The organism is Cohnella zeiphila (assembly GCF_014212055.1).
In the GTDB taxonomy this organism is placed as follows: Bacteria; Bacillota; Bacilli; order Paenibacillales; family Paenibacillaceae; genus Cohnella; species Cohnella zeiphila.
In genome coordinates, this window is record NZ_JACJVO010000026.1 from 26,985 (window position 1) to 48,339 (window position 21,355).

At 60.6% G+C, this 21,355-nt stretch carries 21 protein-coding genes; 1 reads left to right on the plus strand and 20 read right to left on the minus strand.

All coding sequences use genetic code 11. The features are described 5' to 3' along the window. Positions 1–76: 76 nt before the first annotated feature. The 14 genes from spoIIE to pth form a co-directional block, all read right to left on the minus strand. Positions 77–2,635: a stage II sporulation protein E gene (spoIIE, locus tag H7C18_RS20795; RefSeq protein ID WP_185131078.1), complete on the minus strand. Its 2,559-nt coding sequence runs from the start codon at positions 2,633–2,635 to the stop codon at positions 77–79. Between the two features lie 420 nt (positions 2,636–3,055). Next, positions 3,056–3,490, minus strand: coding sequence for a S1 domain-containing RNA-binding protein (locus H7C18_RS20800; protein ID WP_185131031.1), 435 nt, complete (start codon positions 3,488–3,490; stop codon positions 3,056–3,058). Between the two features lie 141 nt (positions 3,491–3,631). Next, positions 3,632–3,946: an FtsB family cell division protein gene (locus H7C18_RS20805; RefSeq protein ID WP_185131032.1), complete on the minus strand. Its 315-nt coding sequence runs from the start codon at positions 3,944–3,946 to the stop codon at positions 3,632–3,634. Between the two features lie 136 nt (positions 3,947–4,082). Then, positions 4,083–4,676 (minus strand): spore cortex biosynthesis protein YabQ, encoded by a 594-nt coding sequence (gene yabQ / locus H7C18_RS20810; protein ID WP_185131033.1) that lies wholly within the window; start codon positions 4,674–4,676, stop codon positions 4,083–4,085. Beyond that, positions 4,673–4,957: a sporulation protein YabP gene (gene yabP / locus H7C18_RS20815; RefSeq protein ID WP_185131034.1), complete on the minus strand. Its 285-nt coding sequence runs from the start codon at positions 4,955–4,957 to the stop codon at positions 4,673–4,675. The genes yabQ and yabP overlap by 4 nt, the downstream gene beginning before the upstream one ends. A gap of 143 nt (positions 4,958–5,100) precedes the next feature. Next, on the minus strand, positions 5,101–5,379 hold the full coding sequence (locus H7C18_RS20820) for an RNA-binding S4 domain-containing protein (protein ID WP_185131035.1): 279 nt from the start codon (positions 5,377–5,379) through the stop codon (positions 5,101–5,103). 3 nt (positions 5,380–5,382) lie between these two features. Next, entirely contained in the window at positions 5,383–5,655 is a 273-nt protein-coding gene (locus tag H7C18_RS20825; protein WP_185131036.1) for an HU family DNA-binding protein, read from the minus strand. Between the two features lie 189 nt (positions 5,656–5,844). Next, positions 5,845–7,317: a bifunctional methyltransferase/pyrophosphohydrolase YabN gene (gene yabN / locus H7C18_RS20830; protein WP_185131037.1), complete on the minus strand. Its 1,473-nt coding sequence runs from the start codon at positions 7,315–7,317 to the stop codon at positions 5,845–5,847. A gap of 6 nt (positions 7,318–7,323) precedes the next feature. Then, positions 7,324–9,021 (minus strand): oligosaccharide flippase family protein, encoded by a 1,698-nt coding sequence (locus H7C18_RS20835; RefSeq protein ID WP_185131038.1) that lies wholly within the window; start codon positions 9,019–9,021, stop codon positions 7,324–7,326. Between the two features lie 332 nt (positions 9,022–9,353). Continuing rightward, positions 9,354–9,896, minus strand: coding sequence for a stage V sporulation protein T (gene spoVT, locus H7C18_RS20840; protein ID WP_185131039.1), 543 nt, complete (start codon positions 9,894–9,896; stop codon positions 9,354–9,356). 274 nt (positions 9,897–10,170) lie between these two features. Further along, on the minus strand, positions 10,171–11,271 hold the full coding sequence (locus H7C18_RS20845) for a peptidylprolyl isomerase (protein ID WP_185131040.1): 1,101 nt from the start codon (positions 11,269–11,271) through the stop codon (positions 10,171–10,173). Continuing rightward, positions 11,258–14,782: a transcription-repair coupling factor gene (gene mfd / locus H7C18_RS20850; RefSeq protein WP_185131041.1), complete on the minus strand. Its 3,525-nt coding sequence runs from the start codon at positions 14,780–14,782 to the stop codon at positions 11,258–11,260. The genes H7C18_RS20845 and mfd overlap by 14 nt, the downstream gene beginning before the upstream one ends. A gap of 77 nt (positions 14,783–14,859) precedes the next feature. Beyond that, positions 14,860–15,090, minus strand: a complete 231-nt coding sequence (locus H7C18_RS20855; protein WP_185131042.1) for an anti-sigma-F factor Fin family protein — start codon at positions 15,088–15,090, stop codon at positions 14,860–14,862. 114 nt (positions 15,091–15,204) lie between these two features. Further along, complete coding sequence (gene pth / locus H7C18_RS20860; protein WP_185131043.1) at positions 15,205–15,786, minus strand: aminoacyl-tRNA hydrolase; 582 nt, start codon at positions 15,784–15,786, stop codon at positions 15,205–15,207. 143 nt (positions 15,787–15,929) lie between these two features. Here pth and H7C18_RS20865 point away from each other — a divergent pair, with 143 nt between their 5' ends. After that, the gene (locus tag H7C18_RS20865; RefSeq protein WP_185131079.1) at positions 15,930–16,124 is read left to right on the plus strand and encodes a hypothetical protein; all 195 of its coding nucleotides are present in this window, start codon (positions 15,930–15,932) and stop codon (positions 16,122–16,124) included. A gap of 45 nt (positions 16,125–16,169) precedes the next feature. Here the strand turns inward: H7C18_RS20865 and H7C18_RS20870 are convergent, their stop codons facing one another. From H7C18_RS20870 to H7C18_RS20895, 6 genes are all read right to left on the minus strand, one after another. Further along, positions 16,170–16,604 (minus strand): DUF6220 domain-containing protein, encoded by a 435-nt coding sequence (locus H7C18_RS20870; RefSeq protein ID WP_185131044.1) that lies wholly within the window; start codon positions 16,602–16,604, stop codon positions 16,170–16,172. 6 nt (positions 16,605–16,610) lie between these two features. Continuing rightward, on the minus strand, positions 16,611–17,162 hold the full coding sequence (locus tag H7C18_RS20875) for a DUF2269 family protein (protein WP_185131045.1): 552 nt from the start codon (positions 17,160–17,162) through the stop codon (positions 16,611–16,613). Positions 17,163–17,172: 10 nt separating this feature from the next. After that, positions 17,173–17,877, minus strand: a complete 705-nt coding sequence (locus H7C18_RS20880; RefSeq protein ID WP_185131046.1) for a response regulator transcription factor — start codon at positions 17,875–17,877, stop codon at positions 17,173–17,175. Next, positions 17,852–19,393, minus strand: coding sequence for a sensor histidine kinase (locus H7C18_RS20885; protein WP_185131047.1), 1,542 nt, complete (start codon positions 19,391–19,393; stop codon positions 17,852–17,854). The genes H7C18_RS20880 and H7C18_RS20885 overlap by 26 nt, the downstream gene beginning before the upstream one ends. A 298-nt stretch (positions 19,394–19,691) precedes the next feature. Beyond that, the gene (locus H7C18_RS20890; RefSeq protein WP_185131048.1) at positions 19,692–20,339 is read right to left on the minus strand and encodes a 50S ribosomal protein L25; all 648 of its coding nucleotides are present in this window, start codon (positions 20,337–20,339) and stop codon (positions 19,692–19,694) included. Positions 20,340–20,395: 56 nt separating this feature from the next. Further along, on the minus strand, positions 20,396–21,352 hold the full coding sequence (locus H7C18_RS20895) for a ribose-phosphate diphosphokinase (protein WP_185131049.1): 957 nt from the start codon (positions 21,350–21,352) through the stop codon (positions 20,396–20,398). Positions 21,353–21,355 lie beyond the last annotated feature (3 nt).

Here is a 21,355-nt window from a genome sequence, read left to right on the forward strand (position 1 = left end):
TGAATTGGATTTCTATTCGTTTATCGAAAATGGCCTCCGCGCGCTTCCGACTGTCGTCAAACTCCGTCCCGTCTCTTCAGCTCACCGTCCTCGGGCGCTCGAACCGGCTGATGCCGGGCCAGCGGAACGACGACCATTCCGGCTGATGGCGCGTAATCCGGGTGGCGATCACCGTCATATCGTCGCGGATGCCCCCTCCCGGGAACTGCCGCAGCGCCATGTCGAGCAGAGAGTCGGCGATCTCCTGAGGGTCGTCGCTCTGAATTTCCTGAAGCACTCGCTTCACCCATAGCTCCTTATTGACGGCATGGTCCGGCGCGTCCAGAATGCCGTCGGTCATCATGATCAGCGTATCACCAGGTTGCAGATCGACCTGGAGCACGTCGAATTCGATGTCTTGCAGGATGCCGATCGGCAGATTGGCCGCGGACACCGGAATGACGTCCCTGCCCCGCTTGATGAAGCTCGGCGTCGATCCGATCTTGAGCATCGTGGCCTGCGCGGTGTACAGGTCGATGAGCGCCAGATCCACCGTGGCGAACATTTCCTCCGGCGACCGCAGCAGCAGCACCGAGTTGACCGACTTCACCGCCAATTGCTCGTTGATCCCCGACTGCAGCAGCTGCTCCAGCATCGAGAGCGCCGCGCTGCTCTCCATGCGCGCCCGAGCGCCGTTGCCCATGCCGTCGCTTAGCGACACCGCGAATTTGCCGCTGCAAAGTTCCACCGTGCTGAAGCTGTCACCCGACAGCAAACCGCCTCCTTTGGCCGCTCCCGCAACCCCTGTCTCCACCTCGAACGCTTTCGCGGAAGCGAACGTCACCGTCGTCCACGGCCCCGGCTCCTGCGTTGTCTCGGCGGCGACGGTCACGCTCTCTCCGAGAATGTCGCTGAGCAGCGGAGCGATCACCTTGCGGCACTCGTCGAAGCCCGGCCGAAACGCATGGACGACTTCGATCTCCACATGTCCCTCCTCCAGACTGATAATGTCGATGCTCTGAATCGCAAGCCCGAGCCGGTCCAATTCCTCGCGGATTTGCTCTTCGTGATGATGAAGCTCCTTGGCCTCCCTTCTTATTTCTTTAACCAGATCGTCCATGACCTGAGACACGCCGGACAGCTGCTCCGCGACGAGCAGGCGGCTGTCCTGGAGCTGCCGGCGCCAATGGAGGTCGTGACGGTACAGATCGTACTGGCGCTTCAATACTTCGAGCACCTGGGGCGTCTTGACGCAGTGGCGGTTCCACGCTTTGGGGATCTGCTCCGGCATCAGATCCGGCTCGGCCTCCACCGCGCTCATCATATCGGTGAGCAGCTTGTACGTCTGGAAAAACTGCCCGTCCCAGCACTGGCCCTGGCGATGGCAGGTCGCGCAGTTATTCTCGTGGACGGCGTTGATGAAATGATCGAAGTCCTGCGTCTTGCGAGCGCTCTCGCCGTCGTACGTGATCTGCCGGAAGCTGCTGGAGAGCTGCCGGAACACCTCCGAGAAGCGCTCGACCCGCTCCGCGGTCAGGTCGCGAACTTTTCTGGCGTAATCCTGCTGATGGTTCGCATAATCCGGGGTGCCCGGTACATAGGATGCAATAGAACGAATGAACGAGCGCGGCGTCGCCAGCAGCAGCACCGAAGCCGCGACCGTGGCCCAAGTCGACGCCATCGTCTGATCCGCCTGGCCCGCGTACAGGGCGAGGACCGACGTGCCGAGAAGCATGCCGAACACGGCCGCCGCTTTGCCGCCTTCGCGAATGAGACCCGCCATCAACCCGCCGAAGGCGAGCAGACTCATCTCGGGAACCGCCCCAAGGTCGGACAAGCTGAGCACGATGCCGGCCACCACGCCGGCGGCGGTGCCCATCAGCGGACCGGCCGCCAGGGCGAACAGCAGCACGAGATAGCGGGAGACGACGGTAGCCGCATCCACGCCGTAGACGGCCCAACCGGACAAGCCGGTCATGACCGAAGCCAGCAGGATCATCGCTCCGATCCATTCCTCGTGGCGAAGCCGCGTTTTTCGAACCCGCTTCGTTAGCAGCGGCAGCGCATGCACGAACAGCAGCGCGAGAACGCCGGCCAAGCCCGCTTCGACGAAGGTCAAGACGTAAGGCAGCCACTGCGAATGGTCGGTGAGTACCGTATCGAACAAACGCACGAGCAGCGAAGCCGAGAACACCACGACCGGCGCATGCGACAGGTCGGCTTTCTCGTAAGCTTCCAGGCTGCGGAAGAGAACATAGACGATGCCGATCTCGGCCGCGATGATAAGCGTCGCGGGGTCGTCCGACCAGAAGCTCCCGGCGACGAGCGCCAGCGCCGCGCCGAACGCCAGCTCTCTTCTTAGATAGAGAACGACGGCGAAGAACGCGGGTGCGAACGGCGTCAGGCCTCCCAGCATGACGGCCCGTCCCAGCAAAAAACCCATGACCATAATGATGGCCAGCCATTGCCGCTTGCGTGCCTCTTCCAGCCAGAAGGTCCATCTCCCCGCCCGGTCCGCTTCTTTCTTAGCGGCCTCTCCGAACGGTTGGCTCCTCCTCCGTTCGCGGAACCATCTCTTCCCTCTCTTTCTTTCCTCGGATTGCGCCCCCTGAGCGGGACGCGGCACAAACGGAACGACAGACGGCTTGACCATAATTACCGCACCTCATTTTCCCTAAAGAGTGTGCCTCTTATTATAGGGGCGCGATTTTATGAAGTTTGTCAGACGGTCGTAGCTCTCTCAAAGTTTTTTCCGACAGGAGTCTCGCTCCGGCGGCGACGCCGTTCGGGAATCGCGCAATCCCTTGAGCCCCAACAGCTTCGGAACGGTTCCGGCCGGTCCCCGCCGCTCCTTGACGACATTTCCCCGAACGAAAACCGCCGTCATCCGACGGCGTACCCGACAGGGCGGCAAGCGCCCAAACGACTGCAAATGCCGGATGAACGCGAATGACCGGACGAGCTTCAAAAAAAGAACCGCGCGGGTTCGATCTCCCGGCGGTTCTCGGATAAAACAAATCCGGCCCGCTTCCCGGGCCGGATAGATGACATACTTATTTATCGCTTATCGGCTTCGTTACGAACGACGTCCGCCTCGGCCTCCGCGCTTGGATTCCGTGCTCTTCTTCAGGTTGGACATGCGCTCTTCGCTGTCCTTCAGGAAACGGGACATCTTATCTTCGAACGTAACTCGACCGGGTCCGCCCGGTTTGAAAGGACGTCCGCCACGATCGCCGCGAGGGCCTCGGGGAGGCTGGCGCTGCAATTCCGGAGGTTTGTCCACAGCTTGCCGGATCGACAGTCCGATCTTACCGTCTTTGTCTACGTTAATGACTTTAACGGTAACGACGTCGTTGATCTTTAGATGTTCGTGAACATCCTTGACATAGCTGTCTGCGATTTCGGAGATATGAACGAGGCCTGTGACGCCGCCGGATAAATCGACGAACGCTCCGAAATGCGTAATGCCTGTTACCTTGCCCTCCAATTTGGAGCCAACTTCAATGGCCATAAAAACCGATGTTCCTCCCTGAACATGAGTGTGCCGAGCAGATAATAAAGACCGGCTTACTGCCGATTATAACCGATACGGAAAAGCAAGGTCAACAGACGTTCGTCCCCGTTACGGCCTGCCAATTCAAGGCATGGCGGGTTATTTCTGGACTTGGATCGATTGTTCTCCCGGAAGACCCATTCCTTGCTCCTTGCGGGCGATCTGTCCGATATATTCGGGATCGTTCAGCCGCTGGATCTCTTTCTGAAGCGAGACGTTCTTGAGCTGCGCCTGCGACAGCTTGTCCTTCGCGTCATGGAGCTGGGCGGTCCGAACGGACGTCTGATGATATTGCAAGAACAAGGTATAGAGGGCCCAACCCATAAAGAGAACCACCACGATCGCCAAAAGCTTCAGTCTTCTGCGGGCTCCGGCCGATGCCGAGGCGTTCGCCGCCGTTGCTTGAGCTGCCATGTCCGGACCCCCTTGTCCCAAAAAAGAAAGATAGTAACAGATTCGATCCTAGGGTAAACGAGTCAATTATATCACAGGAATGAATCAGTCTACTATCCTTCTTCGGACGCACTTCGGACGAAGAAACTTGTCGATTCTAGGGCTTCCGCCGGAGAATATCGAGAATTTGCTTCGCTTTGGTCCGGAAAGAGCGCCACGCGTCCCCGACCGGACGGAGTGCTTGGCGCACCGGAAGCAGCAGCCGCCAGATCCACCTTCCCGGCGGAGCGAGCGGCTTCAGCGCCAATCGGCCGAGCCAGAGCAGCAGGGCCGCTACGATAATGAAAGCAATATCGAGCACGCGTGCGATCATTCGCACCACGAACTGAACAGGTCGGACGAAGATCACGAGCACCGCCCGCCAAAGAAAGCGAAGCGTATTCTGAACGACGCGAAACAGGAAGGAGATGGCCTTGATCAAGGGACTGCTGAACAAGCCGAAGTAGCCGGTGATGCCGATGCCGATGCCGAGGAATACGTAGAGCCGCACTTCCCCCTCGTTGTTATTCAGCAGCGTCCGGAAGACGAGCAGGGTGGCCAGCGCCCAATAGACGACGTCGAGCCCCGGCAGCGTCCAGCGGCGGACCGAGAACCGATGGCAAGCGACCCGATAGACGTCGAACGCGAAGCCCATCGCCAGTCCGCACAGCATCATGGCTCCGATCGTCGTCCAATGCATCGCCGTGTTCACTTGAACAGCTTCCCGAGCAGTCCCTTCGACTTGCCGCCGGAGACGCTGCCGTCCAGATAGACCAGGGAGTGGACCAGTCCCTCGATCGTCACCATGCCCTGCTCCAGACTCAAATTTTTCATATGCAAGTTTTGACCTCGCACGGCCAAGAAGCCGCACTCCGTCTCCAGCAGAAACTCTTCGTTGTCGAAGCTCTCCACGTTGTTGACGCCGGAGATATCCATCACCTTGCGGTTGAGCATGTGGATCTCCTGCCGCTTGGCGCTCTTCCCCTGGTCCATGGCACGTCCCTCCCTTTTGAGACTAGCTTATGGGGGGACGTCCGGAATTAGAACAGCTCGCCGACATGCCGCGTTCGATGCTCGTCCTCCATCGCCTTGTCTTCCCTTCATAAAAAAAACCCGCCGGCCGATGCCGAGCGGGTTTACAGAAAAGGTTCGTCTTCTTTCTTGCGGATCTCTTCCTTCAGGACGGTGTACATCCCTTCGGCGTCTTCCTTGCGGGCGGAATCGGAGATACGCTCGATTCGGACGGTCAGCGAACGCTGGCCGAACTGTACCTCGAGAACGTCGCCGACTTTCACGACAGTGCCCGGTTTGGCTTCCCTTCCGTTCAGAAGGACGCGTCCTTGATCGGACACGTCCTTCGCAACGGTGCGGCGTTTGATCAAACGCGACACCTTTAAATATTTATCCAGGCGCATGAATTACTTAACGGCTTCTTTGAGCTTGTTGCCTGCTTTGAAAGCCGGAACCTTGGAAGCGGCGATCTCGATCGATTTGCCCGTTTGCGGGTTGCGGCCCACGCGGCCGGAACGTTCGCGGGTTTCGAACGTGCCAAAGCCGATCAGTTGGACTTTGTCGCCTTTAGCCAGCGCTTCGGATACTTCGCCCAGGAAGCCGTTCAGAACGGATTCCACGTCTTTCTTGGTCAATCCGCTTTTCTCGGAGATGCTGTTGATCAGGTCAGTCTTGTTCATAATAAAGAATTCCTCCTATTTTTTAAATTCAATTGGTCTCTCCACGGCACTGTCGGCATGTGGAAAATTCGAGATTGCAGTAGCACGATGAATAGTATTCTGTCTGATGTTAAAAAAATCCTGCCTAGACGACAAAAATTTTAACGAAATTTGATGAAAAACACAGGGTTTTGCGGTTTCGCGTCTTTTTTAGGGTCTGCGCTTCGCCTCCTGCCACCAATCTTCCATCTCTGTTAAGCCAGTCTCGTCAAATGTGCGGCCGTTTATACGTAATTTCTCTTCGATATAGTGGAATCGAGAGATAAACTTGCGATTGGTTCCCGCCAGGGACTGCTCGGGATCGGCCTTGATAAAGCGCGAGGCGTTCACGACGGCGAAAAGCAAATCTCCCAACTCTTCCTTTTGGCGTTCGAGAGATTCCCCGCCGATGGCTTCTTTGAGCTCGGCCAGCTCTTCTTCGATCTTCTCCATCACGCCGGTCAGGTCGGGCCAATCGAAGCCGACGGCGGCGGCCTTCTTCTGCAGCTTATACGCTTGCAGGAGCGCGGGAAGATCCTTCGGAATGCCGTCCAACTGCGACGGTCTCTTCTCTCTGCCTTTGCGCTCCTTCTCCTCGGCCTTCATCGCTTCCCAATTGCGCAGCGCTTCCTCCGCATTCGCCGCATCCTTGCCTCCGAACACGTGCGGATGCCGGAAGATCAGCTTGTCGTTCAGCTCCGCCAGCACGTCGAAGACATCGAACGTCCCCTCTTCCTCTTCCATCTGGCTGTGCATCAGAACCTGCAGGATCACGTCGCCGAATTCTTCCTTCATCCCGTCCGGATCGTCATGGTCCAGCGCTTCGATCGCCTCGTACGTCTCTTCGATGAAGTTTTTGCGAATGGAAGCGTGCGTCTGCTCCCGGTCCCACGGACAGCCTTCCGGACTGCGGAGGATGGAGACGATCTCGTGCAGCCGCTCGAACGAGTGCCGCTGCAGCCGGCTGTCGTCGCTGGCCGGTATGTAGACGAGCGTTAGATTGCCGTATTCGCCGAGACGGTCCAGCTCGTGCAGGGGGACGGTCCGAATTCGCTCATCGCCCGGAATGCCGAGCGCCTGGCCGACGACGACCGGATAATCGTCGGGGTAGACGGCCATCAGCGTCAGCTTGACGTCGGAGGCGGTGTACGCATCGTACACTTGTCCGATGATGGTATGCAGACGGGGTTGAATATGCTCGCGCTTCAGTCCGGAGGCGTCGAGGAGCTGGAACCCTTCGATCGGATCGAAGCCGAGCCGCAGAAACGTCTGGTCCAGGAAGCTCTCTCCTCCCAGAACGCGCAGATCGACCCCGCGGGACGGCGCTTGTTCCCGCAAGATCTGCACGGTGCGCTCCGCGACCATCGGATGGCCGGGCACGGCGTAGACGACGGGTTGATCCTGCGCGTCCTCCAGCAGCTTCGCGGCGATCGCCTCATACACCTCGGCGAAGTCGTCGAACTTCTCGTAAACGGAATCGAACGATTCGAAAACGATGCCGCGGCGCGCGAGATCGGCGACGGCGGGATGATCGGCGGTCCGGACAAATCGGCGGCCGGCCTGCTCCAGCGCCCGCAGAATGCCGAGCGTCAGTTGGTCTTCGCCGCCGGAGCCGAGTCCGACGACGGTGATGGGATGTGGCAAGGGTCATCATCCTTTCGGAGTGTGATGAACGATTCTGAGCGAGCGCGGCGCAAGCCGCGTCAGCCAACGGTCCAGGCGCGAGCCGGCGAGACCGGGAAGCGAGCGCCAGTCGCGCGGCTCGAGCGCGCCGGTGGCGACGAGCGCGGCCGCGAAGGCGAGCGCGCCGCAGGCGACGCAGGCGAGCGTGACGAACAGAGCGGCGAGGCGGTCGGGCCAGCCGGCGGTCAGCGCGCCGAGCGCTTGCGCGAGCAGCGCGACGACGGCCGCCATGGCGGCGAGCGCGAGCGCGGTGCGCCCGGCGGCTCGGGCGGCGTTCGCCCGGCCGCTCGGGCGCGGAAGGCGGCGGCGCAGCGCGAGCGCGTTCAGCGCGGCCGCCGCCGCATAGGCCGCGATCGCGGCCAGCGCCGCGCCGGAGATGCCGAAGGCCGGCGCCAGCGCGGCGTTGAGCGCGGCCTTGACGCAGGCTGCCGCGGCCAGGTTCAGGGCGGGCGAGCGGAGGTCGCCCAGCCCTTGAAGCAGGGCGGCGCTGACGGCCTGCAGCGTGCCGCCGAGCGCGGCAAAGGCGAGCAGCGCCATGGCGGCGGCGCCCCGGCCGTCGGCGAACAGCGCGACGTCGACGGGAACGGCCAGCAGCGCGAGGCCGACGGCGGCGGCGCCGCCGAACCACCAGGCGATGCGCATGGCCAGCGCCGTCTGGCCCTGCCCGCCGGGCGAATCGCCCCGCGCGCGGGCGGCGGTGAGCGCCGGGACGAGCGCGGCCGAGGCGCCGCCCGCCGCCATGACGATGAGCTGCAGCAGCGCGATGCCGCGATTGTATTCGCCGAACGAAGCCAGCGCTTCGGCGGCGGTCGCCCCGGCGCTCTGAAGCAGCCGGGGCAGCGTGAAGGCGTCGATCAGGCCGAACAGCGGCGCCACGACGGATGCGGCGGCGACGGGGAGCGCGACGGACGCGATACGACGGAGCAGCGCGGAGCGAGATTCCTTCTCGCGCGAGACCGGTTCTGCGGCGGCGGCGACTTCGGCTGCCGCTCCGACCGCCGCCCGGGCCGTCTTGCCGTTTCGGCGCATCCGCAGCAGAGCGGCGAGCCCCGCCGCCGCGCCAGCGGCCAGTCCGCCGTGGACGGCGGCGGCAGTGGCGCCGGGCGACCAGTTGCGCCCGAGCGCCCAGAACAGCATGACGAGCATGAACGCCACGCGGGCGGTTTGCTCGGACAGCTGCGACACGGCGGGCCGGAGCATGTCCATCCTGCCCTGCGAATAGCCGCGCAGCGCGGCGGTCATTGGCGCGAACAACAGCGCCAGCGAAGACGTCCGGATCGCATCCGCCGCTTCCCGGGCACCCATCCACTCCGCGAACGCGTCCGCTCCCCACTGCAGCAGGCCGAACGCGATAAGCCCGCTCGCCGAGAGCAAGCTCATCGACCAGCGCAGCACGCGCCGCGCGCCCTCCTCGTCGCCTCGGGCCGTCCGCTCGGCCACCAGCGCGGATACCGCGACCGGCACGCCCGCCGCCGCCAGCGTCATCCACATGACCGCCAGCGAGTAGACGGCGCTGTACAAACCGAACACGCGGTCTCCCGCCAGATTCTGCAGCGGGATCTTCTGCATCGTGCCGATCAGCTTGGAGAGCAGCGCCGCGCCTCCCAATAAGGCGGCGCTTTGCCCCAAGCCCGGGACTCCGTCCCGTTTCTTGTCCGTTCCCATGTTGATTTCCTTCCGCTATCTTGCGTTCTGTCCAGGCATACCATCCACAGAACGCATTATAACACAGATCGGGGGCGCTCTTTCGACTGGACGATTCTCAGCCCGCCGAACCCGCATAGACCGTCTTATTGCTTGCATTTGCCCATTCCGTCGTTTTCCCGCTCATGCAGGAAGTTAATTCCCTCCTTGCCCATTCTGCTATCGTCCCACTCCTCTAGACATTCTTAATTGCCTTTCTGCTCTCGCCTTTGGTTGTCCCTCTTCGCAACGCAACAAGCTCCCCGAGAGTGAATTCCCCCGGGAAGCTTGCTTGTACGCCTGTTCCGGCGCCGTTATTGCTCCATCTGCTTGGCCAGAAATCCGGCCGCGGTCTCCACCATCTTGCTCTCCATCGACCCCATCGAGACGCCGTCTTCCTTGCTGATGAGAAGGACGGTGCCGATCGGATCGCCGCCCGCCACGATCGGCGCGACGGCGTAGGAAGTGAAGTTGTCGGCGCCGTCCCGCAAAATTTCGTAACTGCCCGGCTGGGACTCAAGCAGGATCTTCCGATTCTCCATGCAGCTCTCGAGCAAGCCGCCGACCGGTTTGTCCATGAACTCCTTCTTGGAAGCGCCGGCCACGGCAATGACCGTATCCCGGTCCGAGATGATCGCGGTGTGGCCCGTGCTCTCGTGAAGCGATTCGGCATACTCCTTGGCGAAGTCGCCCAGCTCGCCGATCGGCGAGTACTTCTTCAGGATGACTTCCCCGTCCCTGTCCACGAAGATCTCCAGCGGATCTCCTTCGCGAATGCGGAGCGTGCGGCGAATTTCCTTCGGTATAACGACCCGACCGAGGTCATCAATGCGGCGTACAATCCCGGTTGCTTTCATAGCTCGTGTTGCCCCACTTTCTTGGTTGTTTTGGACCTTGAAGCTCCCCTGCGCCGGGCGGGCGGGAGGCGGTATAGCGAACGCTGGAACTGTCGGAAAAAAGTGAACTTGATCTTGGGGATAGTATTCAACCCCTCCCAAATTCTTATGCGCTCGCCCACCGGTGGGGAATTCCGCCAAGTCATCCTGGCCGATCCAATTCCGTCTCGGTCCCGGCGATGTTCCGAATCGCAAAAAACCGCCCCGGAACGGGCGGTTTTTCGGCAATCGTAGGTTACTTGGACGCCACGGGGCTTTCGCTCGGCGAAGCCGGAGCGCTTGCGCTCGGAGGCGCGGAGGCGCTGCCGGACGGCGATGCGGAAGCGGATGCTCCCGCGCTGGCGCTTGGCGAGGCGGAAGCGGACGCCGAAGGAGATGGCGAAGGCTTCGGTACGTACGTCTTCGTAATCAGCTTGGGGAGCTCGTCCGACATAAATTTGTCGATCGTTTGGCTGCCCAGCAGCGTTCGGATGCTGGTCTTCGATTCGTCGAGCGTCTTCGTGCCGCGAGCTTCCACCTTCATGACGTGGTAGCCGTACGTCGATTCGACCGGGTCGCTGATCTGGTTCAACGGCAGCGTCTCGGCGGCATTCTTGAACTCCTCGACCCATTGACTCGGATCGGCCTTCTCGTACAGACCGCCGTTCTCGGACGATCCGGTATCGTCGGAATACTGCTTGGCGAGCGCCGTCCAGTCCCCTCCGTCATCCAGCTTCTGCTTCACTTCGTTCGCGAGCTTGAGGGCGTCGGCTTTCTCGCGCGTCTTGCCGTCCTTGTCGGTAAGCCCGATCAGGATATGACGGACCGTCACGTACTTGAATGAATCCTTGTTCTTGTCGTAATAGCTTTGAATGTCGGCATCGGTTACCTTGGCTTCGGCATCGTCCTGGGCGACGAACTGCTCCTTCAGGTACGTCTTCATCAGATCGTCCGTCAACCCGCCGCTCTTCATCAGATCGTCGATCGACTGCTTCGTCTCCGCGTCGGTCGCGGCGAGCGAATCCTGGAAAGATTTGAACGTTTGGTTCGCCGAATCTTCCCCCTTCTTCTTCGCGTCGTCGGTCGCGCGTTCGCTTAAGATCCGAGTTCCGATAAACTGTTGAAGAATCGTCTCCTGCACGCTGTCCTCGTCCACGAACGAAGCGTAGCTCGGATTCGCCAGCTTGAGGAACGTTTTGTAAGCGGTAAATTCTTTGGTCGTTATCTGGCCGCCGTCATATTCGGCGGCGAGCTTATTCTCCTTCTTGCCGCATCCGGCTGCCAGCGCCGCAAGCAGCACCGCTGCCAAGAGCGCCAGGCCCGCCCGGCGCCACCGGCCGCGTTCAGGGTGCAACATCCTGCAATTCCTCCTTGATCTTGGTCACTTCTTTGTATTGTATCAGAAATTCCTCGACAAAAGCGAGCAAAGCATTCTCGTCCAATCCGCGGACGCTCAGCTTCAGAATGAGCTGCGAATCCTGCGGCGAATGCTGCAGCTTGCCCTTGAGCTTCTGCTCCAGGGCCTTGAGCTTCGTCCGGTCGACCTCTCCGCTGCGGCGCTCCGCGAACTTGATGTGAACGTCGTCTCCGCGGCGGGACAACGACTCGATTCCGTAGATTCTCCCGTATACTTTCAGCCGCGCCACGGCCAGCAGATTGAGAACGGACTTCGGCGGATCTCCGAACCGGTCGGTCAGCTCTTCGAGCAGGTCGCCGATGTCGTCAAGCGAGGCGGCCGCCGCCACCTTCTTGTAGATCTCGATCTTCTGAATGCTGTCGTAAATGTATTCGGGCGGCAAGTACGCGTCGACGCCGAGATCGATCTGCGTATTGACCGGAACGGCCGGCACCGCTTCTTCGCCGAACTGCTCCAGCTTGCGCGCCTGGATCTCTTCGGCGAGCATCTGCGAATACAAGTCGAAGCCGACGGAGGCGATAAAGCCGTGCTGCTCGGCTCCGAGGAGATTCCCCGCCCCGCGGATCGCCAAGTCGCGCATGGCGATCTTGAAGCCGGATCCGAGCTCGGTGAACTCCTTGATCGACTGCAGGCGCTTCTCGGCCACTTCCGTGAGCACCTTGTCCCGCTGGTAAGTGAAATAGGCGTACGCGATCCGGTTCGAACGGCCGACCCGGCCGCGGAGCTGGTAGAGCTGCGACAAGCCCATCTTATCCGCGTCGTGGACGATCAGCGTATTGACGTTCGGAATGTCGACGCCGGTCTCGATAATGCTGGTGCTGACGAGCACGTCGTATTCCCCGTCCAGGAAGTCGAGAATCGTCCGCTCCAGCTCCTGCTCGGACATCTGTCCGTGGGCGACGGCGACTTTGGCATCCGGAACGAGAGCGTTGATCTGTTCGGCCATCTGGTAGATGCCCTGAACCCGGTTGAACAGAAAGTATACTTGTCCGTCCCGCGCCAGCTCGCGCTCGATCGCCTCGCGAACGAGGGTCGGGCTGTACTCCACCACGTAGGTTTGCACCGGGAAGCGGTTCTCCGGCGGCGTCTCGATGACGGACAAGTCGCGCACGCCGAGCATCGACATGTGCAGCGTGCGGGGAATCGGCGTCGCCGTCAGCGTCAGCACGTCGACGTTCGTCTTCAGCCGCTTCAGCTTCTCCTTGTGGGAGACGCCGAACCTCTGCTCTTCGTCGACGATCAAGAGGCCGAGATCCTTGAACACGACATCCTGCGACAGAAGCCGGTGCGTCCCGATGACGACGTCCACCGTGCCCGCCTTCAGCGCTTTCATCGTCTCGGTCTGCTCTTTGCGCGAGCGGAACCGGCTGAGAACGCGGACTTGAAACGGATAGCCGGCGAATCGTTCCCGGAACGTCTCGTAGTGCTGCTGAGCGAGGATGGTCGTCGGTACGAGCACCGCCACCTGCTTGCCTTCGATCGCGGCTTTGAACGCCGCCCGAACCGCCACTTCCGTTTTCCCGTAACCGACGTCTCCGCATAACAGACGGTCCATCGGCCGCGGTTGTTGCATATCCTTCTTGATCTCGTCGATGGCGCGCAGCTGGTCCGGCGTCTCGTCGTACGGGAACATCGATTCGAATTCCTGCTGGTAGGGCGTATCGTCGCCGAAGCCGAAGCCGCGGGTCGCTTGCCGCTCGGCATACAGCTTGATCAGATCGTCTGCGATATCTTTGACGGAAGAGCGGACCTTCGATTTGACCCGGGTCCATTCCGCGCCGCCCAGCTTGTTGACCTTAGGCTCTTTCTCGTCGGAGCCGACGTATTTCTGGATCAGATCGAACTGTTCGACCGGAACCGAGAGACGGTCTCCCCCTGAGTAGACGATGTGCAAATAATCTTTGTGAATGCCGCCGACTTCCAGCGTGCCGATACCCAGATACTTGCCGATGCCATGATTCTGATGGACGACGTAATCGCCGACCTTCAGCTCCGTGTAGCTCTTGATGCGCTCGGCGTTGTCCATGCGCCGGTCCACCCGGCGGGCTTTGCGCTGCTTCTGGGTGAACATCTCGCCTTCGGTGATGACGACCAGCTTCACGGAAGGCAGCTCGAAGCCGCTTTGCAGATTGCCTTCTACGATATCGGGCTGCTCGATATGATAGTCTTCGAGAACCCGCTTCATCCGGTCCGATCGCTCCGCGCTGCCCGCCAGCATGACGATATGCGCGCCGCTCTTGCGCCAGCGTTCCATCTCCGTCTTCAGCACGTTCATTTGCCCGTGAAAATTTTGCATCGAGCGACAGACGAAGTTGACGATGTTCTGCGGCTGCGTATGCGGAATTTGCCGGACGAACAGGCTCAGGTAGACGGTCTGGAACGACCGCGGGAACAGCGCCTGTTCGGCTCCGAGCGCCAGCACGAAGCCGGGCAGCGATTTGCCCTGCTGCAGCAGATGCGTCGTCCATTCCGATTCGTCCCGCTCCAGCTGGCGGGCGGTCTCCGCGAGCCGGTTCGGTTCGTCCATCAGGAGCAGCGTATCCTTCGGAACAAAGTCGAGCAGCGTCTGCCGTTCCGGATAGAGCAGAGAAATATATTTATAGATTTCGGAGAAATACACATTTTGCCTAAGCAAATCGATTTCCCGGGAAATCTCCGATTGGAGCCTTTCCTTGGCCTGCCGGTCGGTCATCCGCTCCAGTTGACGCTCCAGCAGTTCGCTGGCGTGCTGGGCCGCGTTCGCAAACCGCCGTTCGTCGGCGATAATCTCCCGGCAAGGCCGAACGACGAACCGGTCCAGCTTGTCGATGGACCGTTGGTCCCCCGGATCGAACGTGCGGATGGAGTCGATCTCGTCGTCGAACCACTCGATCCGGACGGCGACCGCAGACGTCAGAGGATAGAAGTCGACGATGCCGCCGCGCACGCTCATATGCCCTTTCTGCTCGACGAGATCGACCCGCTCGTATCCAAGGCCGACCATCCGCAGCAAAAAATCGTTCATCGGCAGCGTGTCTCCGACCGTAAGCGTGATGAACGCTTTCGACAGCGTCTCGCGGTCCGGCTGGAACCTCCGCACGCCGGAAAAGGGCACGACGACAATCCCGCGGAAGCCTTCCGCGAGCTGCAGCAAAACGTCCATTCGCCGGGCCGACGTCTCGGGGCTGGAGATGGCCGTCTCCGCCGCGATCAGCTCGTTGGCCGGATAAAGCAGCACATCGTCGGCGGACAGGCATTCCTGCAAGTCTTCCGCCATCTTCTGCGCCGCGAACATGTTATGGGTCACGACCAGCATCGGCCGATTCAATTCCCGGTATTGCGATGCGATCATCACTTGCCGCGCCGAGCCGGAAAGTCCCGCGACCAGCTGCTCGCGCATGCCTTCGCGGATGCCGGTCGCGATGGAGATAAAATCAGGATCGGTGGCAAACGTATTCATCAGAGCCTTCATGACGTTTCCCCTTTCATCTGTAGCACCAAAAAGAAGCCCCGGCTCATGCCAAGGCCTCCGCAACTGTCATTAAGAGCTCATTGGAGCGGATTGGACAGGAGCGCCAGTTCAGGATTGTTCTCCAGTGTCTGGCTGCAATAGTCGCAGACCACCCGAACCGTTACGTCCCCGTTGGAATTATACGCTATTATACGCTTTCGCTCCTCGGGGGTCAAGAAATGCAAGCCCAGCCGATACTCGGACACTTCCGGGGCTTCGAACGTTCCGAGCGGCATCTGGCAGTGCCGGCAAACATAGTTCACAGCCATATGTATGCCTCCTATAGGGTGGTTATGCGGCTTCCGACCGCATGGCCTATAGTATGCCCGGCAACGGCCGCTTTTAAAAGCGCTCTCCGCCGTCTCCCGTCCGCCGAACGAGCGCTATTTTTGCTCCCCCGCCGCCTTGCCGTTGAACTTCGCCATCGTCTCGTCGAACCGATGAGCCAGCGCGAATTCGATCGCGTCGCACGCTTCCGCCACCATCGACTGAACGGCGGGCTGCTCCGCCTTCGGGAACGCGCCCAGCACGTAATCCACCACGGCGAGGCCCGGCTTCGGGCGGGAAATGCCCATCCGCACCCGATTGAAAACTTGCGTGCCGGTGTGCTGAATAATCGACTTGATACCGTTGTGCCCTCCGGCGCTTCCCTGGTAACGGAGCCGAATCCGGCCCGTCTCGGTGTCCAGGTCGTCGTAAACAACGATCATATCTTCAAGGTCGGCTTTATAGAAATCCATAAAGGAGCGGACCGATTCGCCCGACAGGTTCATGAACGTCATCGGTTTGAGCAGCGCAACCTTGACGTTCTGCACGCGGGCCTCGCCGATCAGCGCCTTGCATTTGTTCTGCGTCACGCTCGCCCCCCATCGGCGAGCCAGTTCGTCAATCACCATGAAACCGGCGTTATGGCGGGTTTTCTCGTAAGCGGGTCCGGGGTTGCCCAGACCGACAATCCATCGCATATTTCGCTTCCTCCTGCACGTTCAAACATATTTCGAGCGATTTATCTATAAAAAATGATACTGCCCTGCAACGAAATCGAGTGCTTCCGTGTCATAGCTACATACAAGGACCAAAAACGAAAAGAGGGTGAACGATTGTGTACATGAACGGCCAAATGATCTTCGACGATCATCATTTCATGGATCACATGGCGGCGGACGTACCGATCCAGGTATATCGCGGCCGCACGCACAAGGACATCGGGTTCATCGAATATTATGGCAAAGAATTCGTCAAGGTCAACAACATTTTTTACAGCCGCCGGCAGTTCATCTTCGTCTCCCGGCCGGGTTATTGACGGCGAAAGCCGCCGGGCGATTTCGCGCCCGGCGGCTGCTTAGCGTTAGCGTATGGAAGATCCCGTTTGCGTATGCGCGGCGTCCGGACCGATTCCCGGCGCCAGCCAGCGGCTTGATTTCCTGGCCGCGTACCAGGAGCCCAGGAACAGGGCCAGCGCGACGACCGTGTGCATGGCCGCCAGCGCCCCGATGTTCGAGAACGCCTGAACGGACATATGCTGGAACGATATGAGCGCGAAAAGAACGAGTCCGATCCAACGCAATCCTCCGCGAATTCTACCGAAGAACGACAGGATAAACATGACGATCGGCAGATACTCGAAGTAAGTGACGAATGTCGTATGAAGCTTCCAGTCCGCCGAATCCGCGAACGTGCCCAGCCCCGCCAGGAACACCTGCACGACGATACATGCCCAGGTCAGCCAAGCCAGCGCCGCGTAAATCCGGCGAACGGTGCGATTGCCCTCCGTTTGAACCATCATTTCTCACCTCAACAAGGAATTTGGCATGCGCTTGGTGCTTTTGTTTTTGCTGCCTCCCGAAGACACCGGCCCCCAGGGCTTGAAGGACGACAACATGTACATCGCGAGGATCGACAACAGCTGCAGGAGAAGCCCGATGCTCAGCATCCGACCGTTCGTCTGGAATGCCGGAGCATTCAGCGCGCCCATCCCTTCGTCCGCAACCCGCTGCAGCCCCCGCAAGCTCCATGCGTAAATGCCGAACAGCCCCGGAACGATAGTCAGCAGCGATAAAATTTCTTTGGCGACGATCCAGCGGAACCGAAGCAGCCCCCAAGGAGTCAGCACCGACAGCAGGACGCCGCTTACGATCGCTCCGATCGCGGAAGCTCTCAGACTCGTATGGGACAACAGATGCATGATCCGGTAGCATGCTTCCAACAGCTTCGGATCGTCCGTCGCGAGCGCGGCGATGTCCATGACGATGAACGCGACGGTGCAGCCGAGCAGAATGCCGGAGAACGCGATATGGACGGACGTCAGAAGCTTGCGCGAGACGGGGGATAATTTTCTCATCGAAGCCCTCCTAAGGATGGAACCGGTAGCCGATGCCCCAGATCGTCTCGATATGGCGGGGCTTGGACGGATCCCTTTCGATCTTCTCCCGCAAGCGGCTGATATGCACCGTCAAGGTAGCCGGTTCTCCGAGGGCGTCGAATCCCCATATTTTCTCGAACAGCTCCTCCTTGCGGAAGACCCTTCCCGGATGCTTGGCCAAGAACACCAGCAGGTCGAATTCCTTGGCCGTCATCGGGGTCTCCTTGTCGCCGACGTACACTTGGCGCGACACCGAATCGATCCGAAGCCGGCCCGCCCGGATTTGCTCCCGGGAAGGCAAGCCGCTCTCCCTTGCGCCTGCGGTCAGCCGCTCGTATCTCGCGAGATGGGCTCGCACGCGCGCTACCAGCTCTCCGACGCCGAACGGTTTGACGATGTAGTCGTCCGCGCCCAGGCCGAGCCCGCGAATCTTGTCCAGCTCTTCCGAACGGGCGGTCACCATCAGGATCGGAATGTCCTTCTCCGCCCGGATCGCGCGGCAAATCTCGTAGCCGTCGACGCCCGGAAGCATCAGGTCGAGCAGAACGAGGTGGAACGGTTCTTCCAGCGCTTTCGCGAGGCCCGACTTGCCGTCGGCCGCCACTTCCACCTCGTATCCGCTCGCCGTCAGAAAGTCCTTCTGCACTTCCGAGATCACGCTGTCGTCCTCAATGATCAGAATCCGTTCCGCCATTCGTCCCGCCTCCTTCCTTCCGATTCTCTCCGGCTTCCCGCTTCTTCGGCACGGCCAGCGGCAGCGTCAACGCCAGCGTCGTTCCCGCTCCCTCTACGCTCTCGGCCTCGGCCTTGCCGCCGTGCGCTTCCATGATCTGGCGCACGATGGCCAGCCCGAGCCCGCTGCCGCCGGCATCCGAGCCGCGGGACGGATCGGCGCGATAGAACCGCTCGAACACGTGCGGGAGCTTCTCCGCCCCGATGCCCCGGCCATTGTCGCGGACGAGAATCGTCGCGGCGCCCGGCTCGCGCCGAATCAGCTCGATCGCCAATTTTTTCTCCGTTTTGTCCATGTGCTTCAAGCTGTTGTCGATCACGTTCGCCAGCGCCCGGCCCAGCTTCTCCCGGTCCACCGCCGCCAGGACGGTTGGGCGTTCGTCCGCGTGCAGGCTGAGCTCTACGTCCGCCAGCCGGGGATCGTGCCGCAGTTCTTCAGCCAACTCGCCCAAGTAAGCGGCCAGGTCCACCGTCTCGAAGTCGAACGGAAGCCGCTGCAGATCCAGCTTGGAGAATAGGAACAGCTCCTCGATCATTCGGCTCATGTCGGTGATTTTCCGCTGAATCATGCCGACGTACTGAAGCTGCTTCTCCTTGGAATCCGCAATTCCCGACTGCAGCCCTTCGACGCAAGCCGAGATCGCCGCGATCGGCGTCCGCAGGTCGTGAGAGACGTTCGACAGCAGCTCGCGCCGGTTCTCTTCATATTGAAGCTGCGTCGCCAGCGACTCCCGAAGCCTCAGCCGCATCTCCTCGAAGGCGCCGATTGCCTGCCCGATCTCGTCTTTCCTGCCGACGCCCAGCCCTTGGTCGAGGTCTCCCTCTTTGATCCGCTCCGCCGCCCGCTTGAGCTCCTGCAGCGGACGGACGATGCCGCGCGACAAGAAATAAGAGAGAAGCCCGTTGGTCAAAGCGATGCCGAGGAGAAGAGACAGAAACAGCACCGGGACGAACGTTCGGAAAAAACGGGTCGTCGCTCCGAGATCGGTCAGCACGTAGACGGTCTGCTTCGGAGAGTCTCCGGCGGCAGCGATCTCGTGCCGTTCCACTTTGTAAGAGGCGCCGCCTATCTTCACCGAATGGCGGAAGTAGGCCGGGCCCCATTCCTCCCGGTCCCCCCCGCCCGCCTTCTCGTTCAACTCGGACAAGTCGACCGAATTCCCGAGGCGGGGAGCGGCATAGACCAGTCGGCCGCTTTGCTCGATCGCCATCGCCATGCTCATCTGCTCCAGCCGTTCTTCCGCATCGCTCCGAAACTTCTCGTCCGCCAGCAAGCCGGGGTCCCGCTCGATGGCGTAGAAGAAGCCGGACGCCCAATCGTTCCCGCCGCCCGCCGTCTCAAAGTGCGAGGGCGGAGAGATGCCGCCGGACGGCTGGAAGACGGCCCGAAAAAAAACCGTTTCCGTCAACGCGGCGAGCAGAACGGGAATGACGATCATCGCGATATGCGACAGAATGAGCTTTTTGCGTATGGTCATGGGGCCGACCGCTCCTTCGAACGTTTCTTCTATCATACAAGGCGACTCTAAACGGAGGCGAACGAAATTCTAAACAAAGTCTAAAACAGGAACAAATCCCCCAAAAGTGAAGTGATGCTCTGAAGTTAAATCCGATTCCTTTTGGGGGAGCGCCCGGTTATCCACATGAAATTTAATAGCATCATTTCCTAAACAGCAAAATAACCCCACCATGTGGGGCCTCGAAGCTTACGCATTGTTGAATGTCAAAAAGCGCAGACGCCGACGTCTGCGCTTGTTCGTCCATTGGCTTCCGGCGTTACCGGTCCGTCTCCACGGCCTGAGCCTCTCGGGACTGCTGCTCGTTCTGTTCGGCCGCGTCGTCCATCGCTTCGAGCTCGTCCTCGGTGCGATCCTTCTGCGGCGCCAGCACGGACAGCACCACCAACTCGGGATCGCCGAGAGCCTTGACCCCGGAAGGAAGCTTCAATTCTGCAACCGTGACATGATCGCCGATGCTCAGCGATCCGACATCCACCTCGATCGAGGAAGGCAAGTCCTTGGCGACGCATTCCACTTCCAGCTCGTGCAGCACGTGCTGGAGCATGCCGCCTTCCTTCTCGCCCGGACTGACGCCGTTCACGATCAGCGGAATGGCCGACCGGACCGTCTCGTTCAGATCGATCTGGTGAAAATCGACGTGCAGCACTTGCCCGCTGATCGCATCCCGTTGGATATCGCTCAGCAGCACCGAACGTTGCCCGTTATCCGGCAGCATCAGTTCCAGAATGCTGTGCGGGTTGCCTCGCATCAGCGACTGCAGTTCCTTGGCCTCGATCGAGATGGCCGCGGCCGCGGATTGCTGCTTGCCGTACACGACTCCCGGCACTTTTCCCGCTTGACGAAGCCGGCGAAGATCGCCCTTCGTAGACAGAATCCTCGGCTCCGCATGCAATGTCACACTCATTCGGGTATCCCTCCTGGTAGACGGTATACCCTAATCTTACCCGCTGGCGGGCAAGCCTAATCATGAGGCTCGAACAGCTTGCTGATCGACTGCTGCTCGTGGATCCGCACGACCGCCTCCGCGATAAGCGGGGCGACCGACAGAACGCGCACTTTGGTCGACGCCGACGGAGAGCGAAGCGGAATCGTATCGGTAACGACGACCTCCTTGATCGGAGACGCTTCGAGCTTGGCCAATGCGGTGCCGGAGAGCACCGGATGCGTGCAGCAGGCGTACAAATCCAGTGCGCCCGCCTCGCGCAGCGCTTCCGCCGCCAGGCAGATCGTGCCGGCCGTGTCGATCATGTCGTCGATGAGAATGGCGGTTCGTCCGGCTACGTCGCCGATAATGTTCATCACTTCCACGACGTTCGGCTCCGGACGCCGCTTGTCGATGATCGCCAGCGGCGCCTGAAGCTCGTCCGCCAGCCTTCTGGCCCGTACGACGCCCCCGTGGTCGGGGGAGACGACGACCGGAGCGAGCAGGCCTTTGCTCTGGAAGTAGTCGCCCAGAATCGGAACCCCGAGCAGGTGATCGACCGGAATGTCGAAGAACCCTTGAATCTGCATCGCGTGAAGATCCATTGCGATAACCCGGTGGGCCCCGGCCGTCTCGATCAGGTTGGCCACCAATTTGGCCGTGATCGGATCGCGCGACCGGGCTTTGCGGTCCTGTCTTCCGTAGCCGTAGTACGGGATGACGACATTGATCGTTTTGGCGGATGCCCGCTTGAGCGCATCCACCATGACGAGCAGCTCCATCAGATGCTCATTGACCGGCTGGGACGTGGACTGCACCACGTAGACGTCGCTGCCCCGCACGCTCTCGTTCAGCCGAATATGAATTTCCCCGTCGCTGAATCTCCTCATTTCGGCATTCCCGAGACAAATGCCGATGTGCCGGGCGACCGATTCGGCCAGCCGTGGGTTGGAACTGCCCGCGAACAGCTTCAATGTCGCATCAGGATAAGACATGAC